This window comes from Thermobifida fusca NBRC 14071 = JCM 3263, from assembly GCF_001592045.1.
Classification (GTDB): Bacteria; Actinomycetota; Actinomycetes; order Streptosporangiales; family Streptosporangiaceae; genus Thermobifida; species Thermobifida fusca.
Genome location: NZ_BCWB01000053.1, coordinates 1 through 15,690, shown reverse-complemented (window position 1 = coordinate 15,690; position 15,690 = coordinate 1). Strand labels below are relative to the sequence as shown.

The 15,690-nt window shown below is 66.8% G+C and carries 14 protein-coding genes; 7 read left to right on the top strand and 7 right to left on the bottom strand.

Annotation, left to right across the window (positions count from 1 at the left end; genetic code table 11):
- Positions 1 to 15 precede the first annotated feature (15 nt).
- Positions 16 to 708: a biliverdin-producing heme oxygenase gene (locus TF1_RS13735; protein WP_011292768.1), complete on the bottom strand. Its 693-nt coding sequence runs from the start codon at positions 706 to 708 to the stop codon at positions 16 to 18.
- 522 nt (positions 709 to 1,230) lie between these two features.
- Here TF1_RS13735 and TF1_RS13730 point away from each other — a divergent pair.
- The 5 genes from TF1_RS13730 to TF1_RS13710 all read left to right on the top strand — a co-directional run bounded on the left by TF1_RS13730 (position 1,231) and on the right by TF1_RS13710 (position 6,026).
- Positions 1,231 to 2,424, top strand: coding sequence for a PP2C family protein-serine/threonine phosphatase (locus tag TF1_RS13730; protein WP_049754969.1), 1,194 nt, complete (start codon positions 1,231 to 1,233; stop codon positions 2,422 to 2,424).
- Between the two features lie 5 nt (positions 2,425 to 2,429).
- On the top strand, positions 2,430 to 4,091 hold the full coding sequence (locus TF1_RS13725; RefSeq protein ID WP_011292766.1) for a sensor histidine kinase: 1,662 nt from the start codon (positions 2,430 to 2,432) through the stop codon (positions 4,089 to 4,091).
- 28 nt (positions 4,092 to 4,119) lie between these two features.
- Positions 4,120 to 4,551 carry a response regulator gene (locus tag TF1_RS13720; RefSeq protein ID WP_011292765.1) on the top strand — a complete coding sequence of 144 codons (432 nt, stop codon included), beginning with the start codon at positions 4,120 to 4,122 and terminating at the stop codon, positions 4,549 to 4,551.
- 84 nt (positions 4,552 to 4,635) lie between these two features.
- Positions 4,636 to 5,151, top strand: coding sequence for a low molecular weight protein-tyrosine-phosphatase (locus TF1_RS13715; RefSeq protein ID WP_011292764.1), 516 nt, complete (start codon positions 4,636 to 4,638; stop codon positions 5,149 to 5,151).
- Between the two features lie 11 nt (positions 5,152 to 5,162).
- A complete protein-coding gene (locus TF1_RS13710; RefSeq protein WP_011292763.1) occupies positions 5,163 to 6,026 on the top strand; it encodes a fructosamine kinase family protein in 864 nt (287 codons plus the stop codon).
- A gap of 101 nt (positions 6,027 to 6,127) precedes the next feature.
- On the opposite strand, the gene TF1_RS13705 is transcribed toward TF1_RS13710, so the two are convergent.
- The 3 genes from TF1_RS13705 to TF1_RS13695 all read right to left on the bottom strand — a co-directional run bounded on the left by TF1_RS13705 (position 6,128) and on the right by TF1_RS13695 (position 9,573).
- Positions 6,128 to 7,177: a carbohydrate ABC transporter permease gene (locus TF1_RS13705; RefSeq protein ID WP_061783961.1), complete on the bottom strand. Its 1,050-nt coding sequence runs from the start codon at positions 7,175 to 7,177 to the stop codon at positions 6,128 to 6,130.
- A complete protein-coding gene (locus TF1_RS13700) occupies positions 7,174 to 8,160 on the bottom strand; it encodes a carbohydrate ABC transporter permease (RefSeq protein ID WP_011292761.1) in 987 nt (328 codons plus the stop codon). The genes TF1_RS13705 and TF1_RS13700 overlap by 4 nt, the downstream gene beginning before the upstream one ends.
- Before the next feature lie 66 nt (positions 8,161 to 8,226).
- Positions 8,227 to 9,573, bottom strand: a complete 1,347-nt coding sequence (locus TF1_RS13695) for an ABC transporter substrate-binding protein (RefSeq protein ID WP_011292760.1) — start codon at positions 9,571 to 9,573, stop codon at positions 8,227 to 8,229.
- A gap of 636 nt (positions 9,574 to 10,209) precedes the next feature.
- Between TF1_RS13695 and TF1_RS13690 the strand changes: the two genes are divergently transcribed.
- Positions 10,210 to 11,556: a four-carbon acid sugar kinase family protein gene (locus TF1_RS13690; RefSeq protein ID WP_011292759.1), complete on the top strand. Its 1,347-nt coding sequence runs from the start codon at positions 10,210 to 10,212 to the stop codon at positions 11,554 to 11,556.
- 209 nt (positions 11,557 to 11,765) lie between these two features.
- Here the strand turns inward: TF1_RS13690 and TF1_RS13685 are convergent, their stop codons facing one another.
- Entirely contained in the window at positions 11,766 to 12,089 is a 324-nt protein-coding gene (locus tag TF1_RS13685; RefSeq protein WP_011292758.1) for a DUF4873 domain-containing protein, read from the bottom strand.
- On the bottom strand, positions 12,086 to 12,997 hold the full coding sequence (locus TF1_RS13680; protein WP_011292757.1) for an AurF N-oxygenase family protein: 912 nt from the start codon (positions 12,995 to 12,997) through the stop codon (positions 12,086 to 12,088). The genes TF1_RS13685 and TF1_RS13680 overlap by 4 nt, the downstream gene beginning before the upstream one ends.
- A gap of 239 nt (positions 12,998 to 13,236) precedes the next feature.
- Between TF1_RS13680 and TF1_RS13675 the strand changes: the two genes are divergently transcribed.
- Positions 13,237 to 13,998: a MerR family transcriptional regulator gene (locus TF1_RS13675; protein ID WP_011292756.1), complete on the top strand. Its 762-nt coding sequence runs from the start codon at positions 13,237 to 13,239 to the stop codon at positions 13,996 to 13,998.
- Here the strand turns inward: TF1_RS13675 and TF1_RS13670 are convergent.
- Positions 13,967 to 15,690: GMC oxidoreductase (locus TF1_RS13670; protein ID WP_061783960.1), on the bottom strand; the 1,724-nt coding region annotated here is incomplete at its 5' end. The genes TF1_RS13675 and TF1_RS13670 overlap by 32 nt on opposite strands.

The window sequence follows — 15,690 nt, the reverse complement described above, 5'->3', positions numbered from 1 at the left end:
GGCCGGGGTTCGCCGTCATCCAAGGTCGCTGGATGAGGCCAGCGCCAGGGAGCGGTTCAGCTCGGCCATCAGTTCGCTGTTGAACTGGTAGGCCTGCCGGACCTCGTCGACGACCCGTGTCTGCTCTGCTTCGTCCAGGTCGAGGGCGTCGAGGACCGCCCGGTAGTTCTTCTTGAACCGGGGCAGGCTGTCCAGACGGTCGAAGATGTAGAACTCGAAGCCTGCGCCGTCGGTGAACCCGTAGGCGCGTTGGACGACGCGCTTGATGACCTGCCCGCCCGACAGGTCGCCGAGGTAGCGGGTGTAGTGGTGGGCGATGAAGCCGGCGGGCCAGTGGACGGTCCACCGGATGCGGTCGGTGTAGGCCCGGGTGGTCGGCAGCGGGGTGATCGTGTCCCGCCAGTCCGGGCCGCACAGGAAGGCGAGGTCGCGCTCCAGGGCGGGGACGCGGTGGAGTTCCGGGAAGTACACGGCACCGCCGACAGGATGGTCGGCGAGGGTTTCGGCGACCTCTTCCAGGGCGGAGTAGATGAAGTAGTGCTGGGCGGCGAGGGCGACGTAGCCGTGGCGGGGCAGGGTGCCGGAGACGAGCGCTTGGGAGAAGTCGTGGGCTTCAGCCGCGTCGTGGGAGGACCGGGTGCCCGCTTTGAGCCGTTCAGAGAAGGTGAGGGAGTCGGACCGCTCCTGGGTTGCCTGTGCCGTGCTCATGGGGATTACTTCCTTTGTGTCCGTTTTAGGAAAGAGGGTGGGAAGGTGACAATCTTGATGACATCATGTCGTTTAAAGTCCACGAGCACAATATTTCATGACGACATGTCGTCATGAAATTGTCCACATCGCTACCCGCACTCCCGCGGCGCGGGTACGCTGGGGAGCCGGGAGCTATCCTGGTCACGAAGAACGACCTACTAACGGTCCAGACCTCACCACGCACCGCTCTTAGGCGGGGTGGGGGACGTTTCCGGCCTGCACTGCTGGCGGCGTGCAGAGCCGGGCCATTATCGTTTGACTGGCATGAACCTTTCGCGAGCCAGCCTGGAGGGAGGACGGAGCCGGGCTGGACGACTGCGCCCGGTGCGCTCGCCCCGCCAGGCGCTCGGCACTCCGGTGTCGGAAGTGGAGGGGAGCCATGACACCGAACCCCGCACGATCTGCTCCCGGGTGCTGAAGAGACAGTCGACGTAGAGGCGGTATGTGGACATTGGACAAGCAGGGCACGGGCCGCCGAACGTGCCCCCACCCCCAGGTACACGAAGCGCACCCCTCCGAGGCGCCGTGGAATCAGTAGACATCCTCCTGATCGAGGACGATCCCGCAGATAAGCTCCTCGTCGAGGAGTTCCTCGCGGACACCGCACTCAACGCCAAGATCACCTGGTTCACCACATTGGCCGAGGCCCGACCGCACCTGGCCTCTTTCCGCGGTTGCGTGCTTCTGGACCTCAACCTGCCTGATGCGCGCGGGATGGACCTGCTGCGCGAGGTCCTTGACGCCGCGAAATCAGCCGCAGTGGTCGTCCTGACCGGACTGGACGACGAGCACGAAGGCATCGCCGCGGTCGCTGCCGGAGCCCAGGACTACCTGGTCAAAGGGCAAGTCGACGGCTCGCTGCTCGCTCGCAGCCTGCGCTATTCGGTGGAACGCCAGCGCGCCGACGAAAACGCGCGGCAGTTACGGGAGGCCGAACTGCACGCCCGGGAGAACATGCGCCTGGAACGAGGCCTCCTCCCGCAACTGTTACTCGACGAGTCCCGGATGGTGCCCCGGTCCTTCTACCGGCCAGGCCGCAAACGCGCCCTGGTCGGCGGCGACTTCTTCGACGCAGTCGACCGCGACGGCACCACCCACCTCATCGTGGGCGACGTCAGCGGCCACGGACCGGACGAAGCCGCGCTGGGCGTCAACCTCCGGATCGCCTGGCGCGCCTTGGTGATGGGCGGGGTCGCGGAAGACCAGTTGCTGACCGCGCTGGAGAAGATCCTCGTCACCGAACGCGCCCAAGACGAGATGTACGCCACCCTCTGCCAGGTCAGCATCGACCGGGACACCGAAGAAGCGCGGCTCCGGCTGTTCGGCCACCCCCCGCCGCTGGTCCTTGGCCCCGACCAGCGCGTCACTGAAGTGCGAGCCGAGCCCGGGCCGCCGCTGGGCATGCTGTTTGACGTCACCGCAGAAGTGGAGCGGTTCTCCTTCTGCCGCGGCTCCACCCTCATGCTCTACACCGACGGCCTGGTAGACGCCTACGACGGCAACAGCTCCGACCGGCTCGGCGTCACCGGGCTCGCCCGCATCGTCGAAGACATCCTCGCCTCGGGCACCCCCATCGGGGAGCTGCCGGAACGTCTCGTAGACGAGGCCGAACAGCACAACGGCGGTCCGCTCCAGGACGACGTTGCCATGCTGCTCATCACTTACGGGAAATGACTCACGTGAACTCCGACACCGCACCGGGGAGCGGAGAGACGTCGGCCACGGGCGGCATCCTCACCCGCCCCTGGTCCCTGCGTCGGCGCGTCATCGTACTGCTGTGCTCCGTAGGCATTGTCCTCATCGCCTCGGTCGCCACCATCATCATCACCGCGCTGGAAGCACGCGAGGCGGTGGTCCGCCAGGTAGAGCAGCTCACTCCCGCACAGAGCGCTCTGCACCAGACCATGGCCGCCTACTACAACCAGGACAACGGCATCCGCAGCTACGCGGCCACCGGAACACTCGACTCGCTGGAGCCCTACGAGCAGGGCCGCCGTACCTTGGAGGCGAGCCTCCCCCAGTTGGAGAAGGCCGCCCAAGACAACCCCGCCATCGACTCCGACATCGAAGCCCTGCTCGCTGCCGGGGAGTCCTGGAGCAGCGAGTTCGCCGAGCCAGTCCTGGACAAGGTGCGCAACGGTGAGGAACTCACCCACGCCGACGTCCAACGCGGTGAAGAACGCTTCAACTATCTGCGGGAAGCGTCCAGCAGCGCCCAGGGGCGCATCAGCGTCGAACTGGACGAAGCCCAAAAAGACCTGGACTCCGCCACCCAGCAGCTCGCCGCTCTGCTGACCCTCGTGGTCGTGGTCATCATCGTGCTGTGCGGCTTCCTGTGGGTGATGCTGCAGCACTGGGTGCTCCGCCCGCTCGACGAGCTCGGCCGCCACCTGCAGCAGGTCTCGGACGGCTACTACGCGCACCGCATCGAAGTGGAGGCACCCCCCGAGATCGAACGGGTCGCCTGCAACGTGGACGCCATGCGGGAGCGCATCGTGCACGAACTCGACGAAGTCGGCACCGCGCGGCGCGCCCTCCAAGAACAGTCGGAGCTGCTGGAACGCCAAACCGAAGAACTGCGCCGCTCCAACCTGGAGCTGGAGCAGTTCGCTTACGTCGCCTCCCACGACCTCCAGGAGCCGCTGCGCAAGGTCGCCAGCTTCTGCCAGTTGCTCCAGCGCCGCTACCACGGGAAGCTGGACGAACGCGCCGACGCCTACATCGACTTCGCGGTCGAAGGAGCCAAACGCATGCAGGTCCTCATCAACGACCTGCTGGCGTTCTCCCGGGTGGGGCGGACCAAGAACTTCACCACCGTGGACCTCAACAGCGCGCTCAACGACGCGCTCGCCAGCCTCGAACCGGCGCTCGAGGAAGCCGAGGCCGTGGTCACCGGGGATCCGCTCCCGGAAGTGCAGGGCGATCAGACCCTGCTCACCCAGGTCTTTTTCAACCTGATCAGCAATGCCGTGAAGTTCCGCGGGGACAATCCGGCCCGGGTGCACATCAGTGTCCGCCGCGAAGGGAACGAGTGGGTGTTCTGTTGCGCCGATAATGGAATCGGCATCGAGCCGCAGTACGCCGAGCGGATCTTCGTGATCTTCCAACGGCTGCACACCCGCGAGAAGTACGGCGGCACAGGGATCGGTCTGGCCATGTGCAAGAAGATCGTGGAGTTCCACGGCGGACGCATCTGGCTGGACGTGGACTCCGACGAGCCTGGAACCCGGATCTGCTGGTCGCTGCCGGTAGACACGGACAAGGACGACGACCAGTCCGACGAAGAGCCATCACCGCTGACCGCGTGGTCCGAACCGGACTCCGCTGGCGCCGACAGATGAGAAGGTTGGGGGATTGAACGAGGTCCGCATGGTGCAACCTATCGAGGTGCTGCTGGTCGAGGACGACCCTGGCGATGCCCTCATGACGCGGGAGGCATTCGCGGAGCACAAAGTCGGCAACCGTCTGCACGTGGTCTCTGACGGGGTGGAAGCCTTGCGTTTCCTCCGCCGTGAGGGCGAGTACGCTCAGGCGCCCCGGCCGCACCTGGTCCTGCTCGACCTCAACCTGCCCCGCAAAGACGGGCGCGAGGTCCTGCAAGAGATCAAGCAGGACGAGGACCTGGCCCGCATCCCCGTCGTCGTCCTCACCACTTCGGAAGCTGAAGAGGACGTCATCCGCAGCTACCAGTTGCACGCCAACGCCTATGTGACCAAGCCGGTCGACTTCGACCAGTTCATCAAGGTGGTCCAGCAGATCGACGACTTCTTCGTCACGGTGGTGCGGCTGCCGAGCCGGTGAGGCTGCCGCTGCGGGCGGACCGTGCTGCGCCCGGAATGCGGGACGGCCGAGCGCAGTGCCGGGTTCTCGACTACGGTTGGTGCCATGAGCCTGCCCGAACCCCGTAACCCCTCTGGTCCGTACCGCATCTGCGTGGTGTGCCTCGGCAACATCTGCCGTTCTCCGATGGCGGAGAAGATCCTGCTCACCGACCTGGCCCGCGCTGGGCTCGCCGACCGGGTCCAGGTAGATAGCGCAGGTACCGGCAACTGGCATGTCGGGGCGGACATGGACCGGCGTGCCGCCTCCACGCTGCGGAAGTACGGCTACCCGACGGGGCATGTCGCCCGCCAGTTCTCCCCCTCCTGGTTCCCGGAGCGGGACCTGATCCTGGCGATGGACACCGACAACCTCGCGGACCTGGTCCGGCTCGCCCCGGACGAGGAGACCAAGGACCGGATCCGCCTGTTCCGCTCTTTTGCTCCCGGTGTAGGACCCAACCCGGAGGTGCCTGACCCGTACTACGGAGGTGAAGACGGCTTCATCACCGTGCTCACCATGATCGAGGCCGCATCGAAAGGGCTCGTCGGAGAACTCACCGCGCTGTTCAGCGCGCGCTGAAAGGGGAACGGGTGAATTCCGTCGCTGCCAGAGTGACCGAACTGACCGGTCGCGAGGTTGCCGCCGTTGCCGAGCGAGGACACAGCCACCGGTGGCATCTCTACCGCGTGGAACTGGCTGACGGGACCCCGCTCTTCGTCAAAGCGCTTCCCGACGACGCCCCGGCACTGGACGGACTTTTCCGTGCCGAGGCGCTAGGCCTGGACTGGTTGGGGCGGTCGTTCGGCTCCCCGGTACCCCAGGTAGCGGGGTGGGACGACCGCACCCTCGCCATGGAGTGGGTGGACGAGCGGCCGCCCACTCCCGAAGCAGCGGAACGGTTCGGCCACCAGCTCGCCGCGATGCACTTGGCGGGCGCCGAATCCTTCGGTGCCACCTGGGACGGCTACATCGGCCCGCTGCCCATGGACAACACCCCGCGTTCGACGTGGCCGGAGTTCTACGCCGAGCAGCGGATCCTGCCCTACTTGCGCCGCGCCGCCGACCGGGGCGCGCTCACCCCGGGCGACGTCCGCCTCGTGGAGAAAGTGCTCGACGCGCTTGACCACCTGGCGGGCGACCCGGAACCCCCGGCGCGGATCCACGGCGACCTGTGGAACGGCAACGTGCTGTGGCAGGACGACGGCGCGGTCGTCATCGACCCCGCGGCCCACGGTGGCCACCGGGAAGCAGACCTCGCCATGCTGGCGCTGTTCGGCCTGCCCTACCTGGACCGGGTCCGCGACGCCTACAACGAGGTCGCGCCGCTCGCCGAGGGCTGGCGGGCCCGGATTCCGCTGCACCAGTTGCATCCGCTGCTGGTGCACGTGTGCCTGTTCGGGGCGGCCTACCGCACCACACTGGTGGACACGGCCCGCGCCGCGCTCCGCGCCTGACCAACCCTGCCGTGGACCGCGGGAAATGAGACGCTGACGGCTGCGGCCCCGGCCAGGGAAGAGCCTGCCGGGGCCGCACCGTGGACTCACGTCCGTACGGCTCAGCCTTTCACGCTGCCCGCGAGCAGGCCGCGGACGAAGTAGCGCTGCAAAGTGAAGAACACGAGCAGCGGAATCACCATGGAGACGAAAGCACCCGCGGTGAGCCGCTGCCACTCGTTGCCCCGGGTGCCCGCCAGTTCCGCGAGCCGGACCGTGAGCGGTGCCGTGGACACGTCGCCGCCCGCGAAGATCAGCGCCACCAGCAGGTCGTTCCACACCCACAGGAACTGGAAGATCGCCAGCGACACCAGGGCGGGGACGGTGAGCGGGAGCACCACCTTGCGGAACAGCACGCCGTGTCCGGCGCCGTCCACCCGGGCCGCCTCAAAGAGGGTGGTCGGCAGCTGGGAGATGAAGTTGTGCAGCAGGAAGATCCCCAGCGGCAGGCCGAAGATGGTGTGGGCCACCCACACGTTGGTGAACGCGAACGCGCCCGGCAGATCCCAGGCGGGCAGGATCTGGTATCCGCCGATCGTCACCCCCTGGGAGAAGAACCGCAGCAACGGCACCAGGGCCATTTGCAGGGGCACGATCTGCAGGGCGAAGACCCCCAGGAACACCCAGTCCCGGCCGGGGAAGTTGACCCAGGCCAGGGCGTAGGCGGCCAGTGCGGCGAGGACCACCACGAATACCGTGGACGGCACCGTGATGACGAAAGAGTTCACGAAGTAGCTGGCAAGCTGCCCCTGGCCGGGGGAGAACAACACCTCGCGGTAGTTGTTCAAGGTGAGCTGCGGGTCGGAGAACATCGTCCACCAGCCAGTGGTCTTGATCTCCAACTCGGGACGGAAGGAGGAGAGGAACAGGCTGGCGGTGGGCAGTGTCCACAGGACAGCGATGATGATCGCGATGGCACTCGCGGTGGTGCTGGTCAGGCGTTTCCGCACGCGGGCCGCGGCCGACTCGCGGCTGTGGGCCGGGTTCTCCTTTGCCCGCAGCGGTGGGACATGCGTGGCGTAGTCGTCACGCGCCGCGCGAGGCGAGGAGGGCTTGCGCACGCCGCCGCCCCCTTCTTCCTCGGCGGGCGGGGACTGTGGGGACGTGCTCATCGCTGCTCCTCCCTCAGCCGTCGATTGGTGCGCATCTGCAGGATGATCAGCGGGATGACCAGAATGAACAGGAACACCGCAAGCGCCGATCCCATACCCAGGTTGTCGTAGCGGAACGCCTGCGCGTACATCTCGTTGGCGATGACGCTCGTCTCGTACTGGCCACCGGTCATGGTGCGCACGATGTCGAACACTTTCAGTGTCTGCACCGAGATAGTGATCAGCACGACCATGAGCGTCGGCCACACCGAGGGCAGGGTGATGTTCCAGAAGTGGGTCCACACCCCGGTGCCGTCGATGCGGGCCGCTTCGATGATCTCGTCAGGGATGGCTTTGATTGCGGCGGAGAGCACGACCATCGCGAAGCCGGCTTGGACCCAGATCAGCACCACGATCAGCAGCAGCGTGTTGATCGGGGCGTCCAGGAGCCACAGCCGCGGTTCACCGCCGAACCACACGATGATCTGGTTGAGCAGACCGATCTGCTCGGCTTCCGCGGGACGGTAGGCGTAGATGAATTTCCAGATGATGCTCGCGCCGACGAACGAGATCGCCATCGGCATGAAGATCAGCGACTTGGCCACTGATTCGAACCGTTTGCGGTCGACCAGCAGCGCGTAGAACAGCCCGATCGCGGTGGCCAGCACCGGCCCGAACAGTACCCACAGGAACGTGTTGCGGAGGACCACCAGGATTTCAGGCTGCGTGAACATCGCAATGTAGTTGTCCAGGCCGACCCAGGCCGCACCTTTGCTGTCCATGAACGACAGCAGCGTGGTACGGATGACCGGGTAGACCAGGCCCAGGATCAGCAGGATCAGTGCGGGCGCCAGGAAGAGCGTGGCCTGCCACCATTCGGTCCTGGTCTTTCTGGGTCCGGCATCCACGAGGAGCAGCAGGGCGCCGATGACAGCCAGGAAGCCCGCGACACCGATCACCAACCACAGGAGCTTGGGAAGCTCGTCGACAAGGGAGAAACCCATTCCCGTCCTCTTCCGATCGGGGTGGTTCGGGACCGGCAGATGCCGGTCCCGAAGCAGCGGACTGTGTCAGGAAGACCAGGAGTTCTCGATGTAGTCGAGCGTGGCGTCGGTGTCCTCGCCGTTGATCCAGTTGACCATTCCCCGCCAGAACGTTCCGGCTCCCACTTCAGCCGGCATCAGGTCGCTTCCGTCGAAGCGGAACACGGTTTCGGGGTCGCGCAGGATCTCCGCGCCCAGACGGTCGGTCGGAACTTCCAGAAGGTCGAGGTCAAGGCCCTTGTGTGCGGAGAACCAGGCGCCTTCCGCGGCCCGGCTGTTCGCGAACTCCGCGGTAGCCAGGTACTCGCGGACCGCGACCACCTCGGGACGGTCGCTGAACGCGCCGACGAATTCGCCACCGCCCATGACCGGGGTGCCCTGATCCGGGTTGATCGGCGGCAGGTTGAACGCGTACACATCGCCGTCCTCGGCGACCTCGGTGCCTTCCGGCCACTGGGCGGAGTAGAAGGAGCCCATGAGGTACATGGCGCACTGGCCGTCCAGGATGGGCAGGCCGCCTTCCTGGAACGAGGTGATGGCGATGCTCTGCACGTTGCCGAAACCGCCGTTGACGTAGTCAGGGTTCCGCAGAATGGTGTCGGCCCGGTCGAACGCGTCCGCGATCTTGGAGTCGTTGAACGGGATGTCGTGGTTGACCCACTGGTCGTAGACGTCGGGGCCGTTTTCCCGCAGGACGACGTTTTCGATCCAGTCGGTGCCGGGCCAGCCCGTGGCGTCACCGGATTCGAAGCCGACGCACCAGGGCTTCACTCCGTCGTCAGCGATGGTGTCGCTAAGTTCGATCAGCTCGTCCCAGGTCTGTGGGACTTCGTACCCGTTCTCGGAGAAGAACGTGGGCGAGTACCAGACGAAGGACTTGAAGTTGGCGCCCAGCGGGGTGCCGTACAACTCGCCGTCGAACGTGGCGTAGTCCAGCCAGTCCTCACTCCAGCCTTCTTCGGCCAGCTTCTGGACGCTCTCGGGGGCCGCGACCAGGTCACCGGACTTGGCGAAGCGCTCAAGCAGACCGGGCTGGGGGAAGAAAGCAATGTCGGGCGCGTTGCCGCCGTCCACTTTCACCTGGACTTGGGCTTCGAACTCACCACTGCCCTCGTACTGGATCTTGATTCCGGTGCAGTCGACGAACTTCTGCCAGGCACGTTCCAGCCGTTCGGCCTCGACGTCCCGGATGGAAGCGTAGATCGAGACGGTGCCGCCGATGTCCTGCCACTGCTTGTAGGGTTCGCATTCCGGCGAGTCCGGGTCGGCTCCCGCCGACCCTCCGCCACCGGACAGGTAGGCGCAGCCTCCGGTCAGCAGCACGAGGGAGAGTGTCGCGGCGATTGTGACGCGCGGATCAGGGAACTTGGGCATTCATGTACCTCCAGTACCGCCCGGTCATCGTGTGACCTGCTCCATAGACATCCGATGCAAGTAGTTCTGTCCGTGAAAGTCCACACATTTGGCCGATGCCTGCCGTAACGGTTTTGTCACGTGGAAAGCGTTCCAGTTAGGAACGGATTGCCGCGGTCGCCGGAGATTAGCGGTGTGATCGCTATAAGTGAACAAAACTTGGCAAACACCGGAGGCTTCCCTTTCTTGAGCCTTGTGGGCTTAGGCAGAAGGATAAAACGGGAGGTAGCGGAGATATCAGGCGATATGCCGTGAGTGGGGTGCGGCTGTCCCTCGTCTGTGCGTCCTGCGGCTGCGCTGAGCCCGTCGTATCAGGCAGAAGAGGCGATGAGGGGAGCATTGCTGATCATTGGGGTGCGTGCGACTGAGCCGGGACAGGCCGCCGGAGCCGTCCCCGCCTGCCTGCCCTGACAGCACCGGTGGCCGCGGACCGCGGTAGCGGCCATCGCACCCCGCCACCACCGGACCGCGGAAGCGGACCAGAGGGCCATCGTGGACTTGAGAGGCGCAGGCCTGCAGGCAGCAGGCGCAGCAGAGAACAGGAGCACCGCCGGATCAGACGCGTGATCCAGCGGTGGTGCACGAGAAAATGGTGAAGTGGCACAGGTACTCGTCATCGCAGACGATCTCATCGGCGCGGCTGCGACCGCTGCGCGTTTTGCGCGTGCCGGACAGCGCGTGACCATGGTCGCCCCCGAGCAGGTCGCCCGGGTGGCCGAAGACCACGACGTGATCGTTGCCAACCTCGACAGCCGGCACATGCCGCCCCACCAGGCCACCGACCTCGTCGCCGACGTCGTCGAAGCGGTATGGCCGGTGGGCTTGGTGATCAAGCGGATCGACACCACCTTGCGCGGCAACCTCGGCGCGGAAGTCGAAGCCGCGTGGACGGAAGTCCGGGAGCGCTGTCCGCCGCAGACCCGGCTGCGCGTCATCGTGGTTCCCGCTTTCCCCGCCGCGGGCCGGACGACCGTCGACGGAGTACAGTTGCTGGACGGCACCCCGGTGGACCGCACCGAGGCGGCACTCGACCCGCTCAGCCCCACCGCTGCTGCCGATGTCGCCGAAGTGGTGGCGCAGCAGAGCTCGCTGCGGGTCCGCCGCATCCCGGTGCGCCAGGTCACCCCGGAGCTGTTGACAGCAGAGCTCGCCGCCGGAGATGAACCGGTGGTGCTGTGCGACGCCGACACCACCACCTACCTGGCGGAACTAGCCGAGGCGGCTGCCCGGGCGCACCGGGAGCACGGCATCGTGTGGCTAGCCGCTGACCCGGGACCGTTCGGCGTGCTGTTGGCCGAGGCCCTGCACTTGCACGGCGAAGGCATCACCGCCGGGCCGCTGTTGGCCGCGGTAGGCAGCGTCACCGAGCTGACCGCGCGGCAGCTCGACGCGGTCGTGCGCTCCGGACCGGTGCGCTGGGTCGATGCCGCCCCCGAGGACGTGGAGCGCGAGGACAGCCGGGAGAAGCTTGCCCACACCCTGGCTGATGCGCTGGCCAGCCACGCCTTCCCCGACGTGGTGGTGTTCCGGTTGCGGGCGACCGCGGCGGAGATCGCAGCGTTGCCGCTGCCACAGCGCCGCCTGATTCCGGAGCGGCTGGCGGAAGTGATCGCCACGGCGGTGACCGATGCGCACGAGCAGGACGGGGCGCTGGGACGTCCGAGCGGGATGTTGATCGCCGGCGGCGATCTCACTTCGGCCGTGCTGGATGTGCTGGGGGTTCAGACTTTCGACATCGGTGGGGAGATGCTCCCGCTGACCGTGCACGGTGTGCTTGGCGGGGGAGTGCTGGACGGTGTCCCGCTGATCGCGAAGAGCGGGTTGGTGGGCGACAGTTCCGCGATCGCCGACTGCCTGGGGCGGCTCCGCCGGGCTGTGCAGACCCGGCTGCGGACGGTCCGCGCGGAAGTGGTGGAGCATTTCCCGTTCACGGCGGGCGCCTAGCCTGCATCGGGCAAGTCGAACCGGAGCCGTCCGGCCGTGCACGGCGGCTGTCAGCGGGACAGCGGCGCAGGGCATCCGGGCGTGGAGAACGACGAGGAGGACGGCTGCGGTGTGCAGCGCCGGTGCGCCGCTCCTGCCTGGGGACGACAGGGGCGGTGGGGCGTCGGCGGTGGTCCCGGCGCCCCACCGCTGGCGGGTGGGACCAGAGGTCAGATCTCTTCAGCGCTGAGTTCAGGGACCGCGAAGGGGGGTCGGCCGCGTCCCCGCACCCGGTAGCCGCCCCAGACGTTGACTTCAACGAGCTCTCCTTTGCCCGCATAGCCTTCCGGGGTGCGCAGCAGGACTGCGCGCTGGCCCTGGCGGAAGAGCCGGTCCAGCTCCGGATCGGCGACGAGCCGTCCGGTCCACCGGTACTCTCCGCTGAGCGGGTCGAAGTGCCCGGCGAGGTGCGCGGTGACGGTGACTTCGGTCTCGTCGAAGACAGCGGTGACGGTGCCGTGGTATTCCTCTTCGTCGTCGCCCATTCCGCTCATGCGGTCTCCTCCAGTACTCCGGCCCGGCGCCACAGCTTCTTCGCGGGCCCTTGGATCATTCCTGCCTCAGCGAAAGTCGCCACGGCCTTGCTGGCCATCCAGGTCAGGCTCTTGCGCCAGTGGGGGTTGCGGCGCGCGGCGCGGCGGGCGGCCTTCGGGTCGAGTCCTACTGCTGCGTAGCAGTCCGGGTGGATGAGCCGCGTGGTGGCGAAGTAGACCACCAGGCCGAGGACCAGGCGGCTGTAGGCCTTGGACAGCCAGCTGCGGTGCTGCCAGGAGCGCAGGAACTCTTCGCGCGCGTAGCGCATGTGCCGGGCTTCTTCCACCACGTGGATCCGGGAGACAGCGCGGACCAGCGGTTCGAGTTCTTCGTCCACCATGGTCTCGCGCTGGAGCTGGTCGAGGATCTCTTCGACGTACAGTGCGGCGCTGAAGGTCAGAGGCGTGTTGGAGATGGTTTTGAAGACCCGGCCGAGGAACTGGGTGAGGCCGTCCACACGGTAGTAGCGAGCACCGAGCTTGCCCACCATCTTGGCGAACATCACCGAGTGGCGGCATTCGTCGCCGATCTCGGTGTAGGCGTACTGGATGTGGTTGCTGGTGGGGTCGCGGTCGTAGGCGTGGCGGACGAGCATCTGCATCAGGATCGTTTCGAACCAGATGCCGATGCTGGCGATGCTGGCGGTCTCGTGCCTGCTCAGTTCTTTGCGCTGGGCTTCGCTGAGCTGCTCCCACAGTTCGGTGCCGTACAGCGAGACCCGTTCGGGGCGGATGGCGTAGCGGTCGGGGTCGATGGGGGCGTCCCAGTCGATTTCGACGAGCGGGTCGAAGGAGGCTTTAGCCGAGGAACGCAGGAGCCGTTGGGCGATGTCCTCGCGGTCAGTGATGGCCTTGGCGGGTGCGGTCATCGCGGTTCTCCTCCGGAAGTGGTGGAGCCGGTGGGTTCCTGGGGACGGAACCGTCCCCAGGGGTCGCACAGGGTGGAGCGCGGACACCCCATGTTTCCTACGATGAACGTTACAATGACTATTGTCACAATTCAATGGGGTAAAAAGGCGGCTGGTCAACCCGGGAAGCGCCACCCGGCGTCAGTGCCGAAACGCCCTGCGCATCGGAGCCGAACGCGCGGACTCCCTAGAGTGGGGGCATGGCCGAATACCGCATCGACGAGCTGGCCCGGCTGGCGAACACCACCGTCCGCAACGTCCGCGTCTACCAGGACCGCGGACTGCTCTCCCCGCCGCGCCGGGAAGGACGGGTAGGGATTTATACCGAGGTCCACCTCGCCCGGCTGCGACTCATCGGTCAACTCCTCAAACGCGGCTATACCTTCGCCAACATCGCCGAACTAGTCAGCGTATGGGAGCGGGGCGGCAACCTGTCCGAAGTGCTCGGGTTCGAATCCGCGGTGGGCGACCCCTGGTCCGACGAAATCCCCGGCTACATGACCCTGGAGGAGCTCACCGACCTCTTCGGCGACCAGGTCACCCCTGAGCGGGTGGCCCGGGCGGTTGAACTCGGCCTGCTCGAACCGGAAGGGAAACGGTACCGCGTGCCCAGCCCGCGCCTGCTCCACGCTGGTGCGGAGCTCGTCGAAATCGGCATGTCCCTCGACGCGGTCCTGGACCTCGCCCAAGAACTCCGCGACCGGATCGACGCTGCCGCGGAAGCACTCAACCGGCAGGTTTCGGAGCACATCATCGCTACCTACGCCCCGGAAGGGATCATCCACAGCGAGGACCTGGGCAAGGTCGCCGACGTGATCCGCCGTGTCCGCCCTCTCGCGCAGATCGCGGTCGACGCGATCCTCGCCCAGGCCATGTCCCGGCACATGCACGAGACGCTGGGTGATCACTTCGCGCAGATCATCGACCACCTCAAGGAGCGGGCGGAGCATCGGTCCGCCTGACCGTGTCCGTGCCGGTGCCTCCCGGGGTGCGCTGCGGTCGGCTCACGTCCAAGGGGAGCGCAATGCGGCGGGTGAACCGCAGCTCCGCGTAGGCGCCTGCCGGCACTGCTGGACGGACCGGGTAGACCGGCTCCACCCGCTGGTAGGGGGAGCCCGGAGCGGGCCGCGGGTCAGGCTCCCCCTTGTTGGGCCACATCGCCATGGCGCGTTCCGCTTGGGCGGTGATCGTCAACGACGGGTTGACGCCCAGATTGGCGGTGACGGCTGACCCGTCCACCACGTGGATGCCGGGATGGCCGTAGAGCCGGTGGTAGGGGTCGATTACACCTTCCTCGGGGGAGGCGCCGATCGGGCAGCCGCCCAGGAAGTGCGCGGTCAACGGGATGTCGAAGATTTCGCTGACGCAACTGCCCGGGTAGCCGTCGATCTGTTTGGCGATCTGGGCGGCGAACTGCTGGGCCACCGGGATCCACGTGGGGTTGGGAGCGCCGTGGCCCTGCCGAGAGGTCAGCACCCGCCGGCCGAACAGTCCCCGCCGGGTGTAGGTGGTCAGCGAGTTGTCCAGGGACTGCATGACCAGGCCGATGATGGTCCGCTGCGACCAGCGGCGCACGGACAGGCTGCGCATGAAGAGGTAGGGGTGGGCGGCGATTACGCCGAGGAAGCGCAGCCAGCGGGGGATGCGTCCCCCGCCGGGGACTTGCATGGTGGTGAGCAGCCCCATCGCGTTGGAGCCTTTGCCGTAGCGGACCGGCTCGATGTGCGTGTGCGCGTCAGGGTGCATGGAGGAGGTGATCGCCACGCCCTGCGTGAAGTCCTGGGGCGGGCGTATCGCCTTGGTCATCGCGCCGACGAGGGCTTCGGAATTGGTGCGGGTGAGCGTGCCGAGCTTGGGGGAGATGCGGGGCAGGAGCCCGGAGTCGCGCATGGCGTGCAGGAGGCGCTGCGTGCCGTAGGTGCCAGCAGCGAGCACGATGTAGCGGGCGGTGAACGTGCGGGTGGCGCGCCGGGTGCGGAAAGCACCGGTGGCTACGGTGTCGACCGCATAGCCGCCGCCGAGGGAGGCAGGGCGTTCGCGGATCGCTACCACGGTGGTCATGGGGTGGATGACGGCGCCATGGCGCTCCGCGAAGTACAGGTAGTTCTCGGTGAGCATGTTTTTTGCGCCGTGCCGACAACCGGTCATGCACTCCCCGCACTCCAGGCAGGCGCGCCGGGTCGGGCCGGCACCCCCGAAGTAGGGGTCGCGGCAGGCTTCGCCGGGGGAGACCGGTTGGGTGGCCGCCCCGTCCTTGCCGTCGCCAAAGAAGACGCCGACCGGGGCGAGGTGGAAGGTGGAGCCGACCCCCATGGCCTCGGCGGCGTGGCGCAGGTGGACGTCCGCAGGGGTGACGGTGGGGTTGGTCCGCACCCCGAGCATGCGTTTGGCTTGGTCGTAGAAGGGGGCGAGTTCTTCTCGCCAGTCGGTGATGTCCCGCCACTGCGGGTCGTTGTAGAAGTCGTCCAGTGGTTCGTAGAGGGTGTTGGCGTAGTTGAGGGAGCCGCCGCCGACCCCGGCCCCAGCCAGGATCATGACGTCGCGCAGCAGGTGGATGCGCTGGATGCCGAAGAACCCCAGCCGAGGCGCCCAGAGGAAGTTGCGCAGGTCCCAGGAGTTCTTCGGCAGGGTCTCGGGGGTGAAGCGGCGTCCGG

What these genes read in the sequence shown, in the direction of transcription:
- TF1_RS13735 (WP_011292768.1), bottom strand. Translation starts at nt 708, where the DNA reads ATGAGCACGGCACAGGCAACCCAGGAGCGGTCCGACTCCCTCACCTTC.
- TF1_RS13720 (WP_011292765.1), top strand. Translation starts at nt 4,120, where the DNA reads ATGGTGCAACCTATCGAGGTGCTGCTGGTCGAGGACGACCCTGGCGAT.
- TF1_RS13715 (WP_011292764.1), top strand. Translation starts at nt 4,636, where the DNA reads ATGAGCCTGCCCGAACCCCGTAACCCCTCTGGTCCGTACCGCATCTGC.
- TF1_RS13705 (WP_061783961.1), bottom strand. Translation starts at nt 7,177, where the DNA reads ATGAGCACGTCCCCACAGTCCCCGCCCGCCGAGGAAGAAGGGGGCGGC.
- TF1_RS13700 (WP_011292761.1), bottom strand. Translation starts at nt 8,160, where the DNA reads ATGGGTTTCTCCCTTGTCGACGAGCTTCCCAAGCTCCTGTGGTTGGTG.
- TF1_RS13695 (WP_011292760.1), bottom strand. Translation starts at nt 9,573, where the DNA reads ATGCCCAAGTTCCCTGATCCGCGCGTCACAATCGCCGCGACACTCTCC.
- TF1_RS13685 (WP_011292758.1), bottom strand. Translation starts at nt 12,089, where the DNA reads ATGAGCGGAATGGGCGACGACGAAGAGGAATACCACGGCACCGTCACC.
- TF1_RS13680 (WP_011292757.1), bottom strand. Translation starts at nt 12,997, where the DNA reads ATGACCGCACCCGCCAAGGCCATCACTGACCGCGAGGACATCGCCCAA.
- TF1_RS13675 (WP_011292756.1), top strand. Translation starts at nt 13,237, where the DNA reads ATGGCCGAATACCGCATCGACGAGCTGGCCCGGCTGGCGAACACCACC.